The following is a 3,893-nucleotide window of genomic DNA, read 5'->3' on the forward strand; positions in this document are numbered from 1 at the left end:
CTGCGACGTGGCCGCGGCGGTTGCGGTGGTCGTCGTCGCAATGGGCGGGGCAGCGTCCTGCGGCGCGGCCGCGCGGCGTTCCGGGTGCTGGCTCATACGGGTTCTCCCAGGTAGGCGCTCTGGACGGTGGGATTGGCCATCACCGCGTCCGGGGTGTCGATGGCCAGCAGCTTGCCGTGGTGCATGACCGCCACGCGGTCGACCAGTCCGAGGACCACGTCCATGTGGTGCTCGACCATCATCACGGTGCAGCCGCGGTCGCGGTGCATCCGGCGGATGATGGCGCTCAGCCCCGGCACGTCGCCGGAGGCAACTCCGGCCATCGGTTCGTCGAGCAGGATGACCGAGGGGTTGCCGGCCAGGAGCATGGCGATCTCCACCTTGCGCTTGTCGCCGTGGGCGAGGTCGCTGGCCGCGGTGTGCAGCTTGTCCTCCAGCCCGACCTCGGCCACGTTCTGTTTCGCGGCGGCGGTGGCGGAATCCGTCCGCGAGGGGAACCGGAAGACCGTGACGCTTCCGCCGAGGGCTGCCTGGGCCGCGAGCCGGACGTTTTCCAGCACGCTGAGCCGCGGGAACAGGCTGGAGGTCTGGAATGTCCGGCCCAGGCCGGCGCGGGCGCGGCTGTGGATCGAGGCCGACGTGACGTCCTTGCCGTCGAGCGTGATGGAACCGGCCGTCGGCTTCAGGACGCCGGAGATGAGGTTGAACAAAGTGGTCTTGCCGGCACCGTTCGGTCCGATCACGCCGACCATCTCTCCGGTCGCGACGGAGAATTCGACATCCTCGAGGATGCGGGCGCCGCCGATCTGCAGGCCGAGGCCCTGCACCGTGAGCGCGGGCTGATCTGGGGAGGTCATCATGTCACTTTCTGTCCGGTCGAGGACCCTGGCCGCGGGCCGGGGCGCCGCCGCCGTTAGGTCGGCGGCGCCCCGGTACTGCAGCAGTGCGGGCCTGCCTGTGGTTGTGCTGCGGTTACTTGGCTTCCGGCGGAGCCACCGCGTCGGCCGGAATGGCCTTGATCAGCTCAGGCACCCACTCGCCGTCCTTCTCCACCAGCTTGGCCTGGTACATCTCCTGCAGCAGCGCGTGGTCGGAGGCGCGGATGGTCGTCTCGCCCTTGGGCCCTTCGAAGCTGTAGCCCTCCAGCGCCTCGACCATGGCGTCGACGTCGTTGCCGCCCTCCTTGACCGCCTGCACGATCATCTGGCCGGCGACGAAGCCGTCCGGGGTGAAGAGGTCGGCCTTCTTGCCTTCGGCCTCAACGCTTTCGATCATGGCCTTCTCCACGTCGTTGCCGGCAGCTCCCGGGAAGTAGTGGTTCAGGAAGCTGATCTTGTCCGAGGCCTTGCCGTAGGCGCCGAAGGTCGCGGCGTCGCCCAGGCCGGTCACGATCGGGGCGGCGTCGAACGCGCCCTGCTGGCTCAGTGCCTGCCACATGGATCCCGACGTGGCGCCGGCCCAGGCCACGAAGACCAGATCCGGCTTGGCGTCGATCAGTTGGCGGGCGAACGGCGTGAACTCGGTGGCGTCTTCGGGTACCAGCACGTCATCGACTTCGGCGCCCTGCTCGCCGAGGACGGCTTCGACGGCGGCGAGGTTGCCCTGGCCGAACGCGTTGTCCTGGCCGAACACCACGACCTTCTTGCCCTTGAGGTCGTCCACGAAGGTGCCCGCGGTTGCGACGTCCTGCAGGCTCTGGCGGCCGGAGCGGAAGGTGTAGTCGTTGATGCCCTGCAGCGCGTCGGTGGCGGCGGGGCCGGAGATGTAGAGCACCTTGTTCTGCGCGGCCTGCTCCGCGAGCTTCAGCGCGATGCCGGACACCACGGTGCCGGCCAAGATCTTGTAGTCCTTGCCGATCAGGTCCTTGGCGACGTTGACCGCCTTGTCGGGGTCACCGCCGTCGTCGTGGTAGGTCAGGTTGAGCTTGGTGCCGTTGACCTCGCCGGTGCCCTCGGTGGCGTAGTCGATGCCCGCCTGGAGACCCTGGTAGTAGGCCGCGCCGTAGGCGGCCAGCGGTCCGGATTCGGAATAGACGATGCCCACGTTGATGCTCTCGGGGGCGTTGCCTTCCTCGCCGGCCGCTCCAGCGGTGTCGCCGCCGGCGGTCGGCGCGCACGCGCTCACGGTCAGTCCGGTGACCAGCGCCGCGGCCATCAGGAACTTCTTCGTTGCCTTCACTCCGATGCCTTTCGTTGAAAAATCTCTTGAGGAGTAACTCTGGAACTGTCTGAACCTGATGGTCAGGCCCCCAACCTGAAAGGTGATTCAGATTACGGCAAATCTATGGTGTGGCTCACAGAGGTGTCAACAGTCGCGCCGGGTCGCGAAGGTCACGATTCGGTTGCAGGCGGCTGAGGCCCGGGTGCAGGCGCACGCCCAGACGACAAAAGCCCGGCCGCTCCTGGTGGAGCGGCCGGGCTTCGCGCAACAGAGAAGTGGCGGCTAGTTTTCCGCGTTGCGGTTGTTGGCGCGCCAGCGGATGCCGGCGTCGATGAAGTCGTCGATTTCACCGTCGAGCACCGCACCCGTGTTTCCGACCTCGTGTTCGGTGCGCAGGTCCTTGACCATCTGATACGGGTTCAACACGTAGGAGCGCATCTGGTCGCCCCAGGACGCCTTGACGTCGCCGGCGAGCGCCTTCTTCTCGGCGTCCTGCTGCTCCTTCTGCAGCAGCAACAGCCGGGACTGCAGCACGCGCAGCGCGGCCGCACGGTTCTGGATCTGCGACTTCTCGTTCTGCATCGAGACCACGATCCCGGTGGGGATGTGGGTCAACCGCACGGCGGAGTCGGTGGTGTTCACCGACTGCCCGCCCGGACCGGACGAGCGGAACACGTCCACCTTGATCTCGTTGTCCGGGATGTCGATCGAGTCGGTCTGCTCAATCAGCGGGATGACCTCGACGGCGGCGAACGAGGTCTGCCGCCGCCCCTGGTTGTCAAAGGGGCTGATCCGCACCAGGCGGTGCGTGCCGGCCTCCACGGACAGAGTGCCAAAGGCATAGGGTGCCTTGACCTCGAATGTGGCCGACTTCAGCCCGGCCTCTTCGGCGTAGGAGGTGTCCAGCACCTGGGTCGGGTAGCCATGGCGTTCGGCCCAGCGCAGGTACATGCGCATCAGCATCTCGGCGAAGTCGGCGGCATCCACTCCCCCGGCGCCGGAGCGGATAGTCACCACGGCCTCGCGCTCGTCGTACTCACCGGAGAGCAGCGTGACGACTTCGAGTTCAGAGAGCGCCTTCTTGAGCGAGGTCAGTTCGCTGGCCGCCTCGGCCATGGAGTCCGCGTCGCCGGCGTCCTCCTGGCCCAGTTCCACCAGGACTTCCAGATCGTCGATCCGTGCCGCCAGTTTCTCCAGCCGTTCCAGTTCACTCTGGCGGTGCGAGAGCCTGGAGGTGATTTTTTGCGCCGCGGCCGGGTCGTCCCACAAGTCCGGCACGCCCGCCTGCTCGCTCAGCTCGGCAATATCTTTGCGGATCGCCTCCGCGTCGGAGACGGCTTCAATGGAGTCATACGTGGCGCGCAGAGCGCGGATTTCAGCGGGAAAGTCGATCTCAGCCATGGTCCTCCCAGCCTACGCCATGGCGGGGAATCCTCTGTCCCGCCAAGACGGCGCCGGACAGCCCCTAGCTCAAGCGCGGGCGCGTGCAATAACCTTTGGAGAGTGCGGGATGCAGGTGCCGCGTATGGGGTTGGGGCCTGATCTAAATCCACTTATTGGGGGAGGCTGCAATGCCCAGTCAAAGTCACGGATCCGTTCAGAGCCTGCGGAAGAGGCAGAAGCCCGAAAGCCGGCGCGAAGGCCCGCGGTCAACCACGTCGCGAAGAATCCTGGGGGCTTTCGGCGCGCTCGTGCTGGCCGCAGCAACCGCCGTCGCCGCCGCCGGACCAGCC

3 protein-coding genes are annotated in these 3,893 nt (G+C 66.9%); all 3 read right to left on the reverse strand.

Annotated elements, in window-relative coordinates; genetic code table 11:
* Window positions 1-92 precede the first annotated feature (92 nt).
* The 3 genes from AC5RUJ_RS12415 to prfB all read right to left on the reverse strand — a co-directional run bounded on the left by AC5RUJ_RS12415 (window position 93) and on the right by prfB (window position 3,561).
* Entirely contained in the window at window positions 93-857 is a 765-nt protein-coding gene (locus tag AC5RUJ_RS12415) for an ABC transporter ATP-binding protein (protein ID WP_494128503.1), read from the reverse strand.
* 115 nt (window positions 858-972) lie between these two features.
* Window positions 973-2,178, reverse strand: a complete 1,206-nt coding sequence (locus AC5RUJ_RS12420) for a substrate-binding domain-containing protein (protein ID WP_494022779.1) — start codon at window positions 2,176-2,178, stop codon at window positions 973-975.
* Between the two features lie 264 nt (window positions 2,179-2,442).
* Window positions 2,443-3,561, reverse strand: a complete 1,119-nt coding sequence (gene prfB / locus AC5RUJ_RS12425) for a peptide chain release factor 2 (RefSeq protein WP_494128476.1) — start codon at window positions 3,559-3,561, stop codon at window positions 2,443-2,445.
* Window positions 3,562-3,893: the final 332 nt, after the last annotated feature.

The sequence above is a fragment of the Arthrobacter sp. Y3223164 genome, from assembly GCF_059091005.1.

Bases quoted from the DNA above. Each gene is read 5' to 3' on its own strand.
- AC5RUJ_RS12415 (WP_494128503.1), bottom strand. From the start codon at position 857: ATGACCTCCCCAGATCAGCCCGCGCTCACGGTGCAGGGCCTCGGCCTG.
- prfB (WP_494128476.1), bottom strand. From the start codon at position 3,561: ATGGCTGAGATCGACTTTCCCGCTGAAATCCGCGCTCTGCGCGCCACG.